The organism is Nonomuraea zeae (assembly GCF_005889725.1).
In the GTDB taxonomy this organism is placed as follows: Bacteria; Actinomycetota; Actinomycetes; order Streptosporangiales; family Streptosporangiaceae; genus Nonomuraea; species Nonomuraea zeae.
Genome location: NZ_VCKX01000688.1, coordinates 1 through 1,198, shown reverse-complemented (window position 1 = coordinate 1,198; position 1,198 = coordinate 1). Strand labels below are relative to the sequence as shown.

1 protein-coding gene is annotated in these 1,198 nt (G+C 72.3%); it reads right to left on the bottom strand.

Annotated elements, in window-relative coordinates; all coding sequences use genetic code 11:
- Positions 1–27: 27 nt before the first annotated feature.
- Positions 28–1,050, bottom strand: coding sequence for an alkaline phosphatase PhoX (locus ETD85_RS62395; protein ID WP_138699111.1), 1,023 nt, complete (start codon positions 1,048–1,050; stop codon positions 28–30).
- Positions 1,051–1,198 lie beyond the last annotated feature (148 nt).

Genomic DNA, 1,198 nt, shown 5'->3' with positions numbered 1-1,198 from the left:
CGTTCGTCCCGGCGGGGCCCGACGGGGTCAGCGGCGGAAGGGGCCCGCCACCTCGAACGTGTGCCCCTCCGTACGGCCGCGCCTGGCCGAGAAGTAGAGCCGCTCGCCCCCTGGCGAGAAGGCCAGCCCGGTCAGCTCGGCCCCGGCCTGCCCCTCCAGCCTGAGGAACGGCGTGACCGCCCGATCGGGCGCGATCACGTCGATCTCCGTCGTCTCCCTGGCCACGTAGAGGTCGCCGGAAGGGGCCGCGGTGATGGCGCGCACGCCCTCGCACAGCCGGTCGAGTGTGGAGGTCTGGGCGTCGTAGGCCCACAGCGCGGTGTCGCCCTTGGTCGTGAAGTAGCAGACCCCGCCCGCGTAGTGGCAGCCGTCGCCACCGTCGAAGTGGCGGGCGTCCTCGACCTGATGGCGGGTGGCCTTGAGCAGCGCGGCCGGCGAGGGCACGGCCTGCCAGTGGCCGGAGTCGCACAGGACCTCCAGCGTGCCCTCGGTCAGGTCGCCCCAATCGCCCGGCCTGAACCGGTAGAAGCAGCCGTCGGGCTCGTCCTCGGTCATGTAGATGACGTGCCGCTCCGGGTCGCAGGCGGCGGCCTCGTGTTTGAAGCGGCCCATGGACAGGCGGGGCCGGGCCGCGCGCGCTCCGTAGGGGTCGCACTCGAAGACGCGGCCACGGTGGCCGAGCTCGCACGACAGCCACGTGTGCCACGGCGTGGCGCCGCCCGCGCAGTTGAGATCGGTGCCCGACAGGATGCGGTAGGCGTCGCCGACCGAGCCGTCACCCCGAAAGCGCAGCGCCGACGCGCCGCCGAGCAGGGGCAGCTCGGAGTTGGACACGTAGATCCAGCCCGCGCCGTCGGGGAAACAGGCGCCGCCGTCAGGCGCCGCGTGCCAGGTCAGCCCGGCCACCTTCTGGCCGGAGCGGGCCACCACCCGGCCGGTGAACCCGAGCGGCAGGGCGAGACCGCCCGTGCCCGGCGGGCCGAGCGGACCGTACGGGCTGGCGCCACCCGGCATGAGCGGGCCCGTGCGGAGGAGAGTCTTGTGGGACATCGTGGGGCCTCCCTCTAGGTGCCACGCTAGTCGACCGCACCGACATGAATGGCAAGGACTCGCGACATCAAACTCTGCGCAAACCCCTTGCTGCCGCATCCCTGTCTCTCATACATATCTCCGACCCCACTCCACCCCAACGCAGATC

Coding starts and splice junctions, on each gene's coding strand:
- ETD85_RS62395 (WP_138699111.1), bottom strand. CDS start 1,050: ATGTCCCACAAGACTCTCCTCCGCACGGGCCCGCTCATGCCGGGTGGC.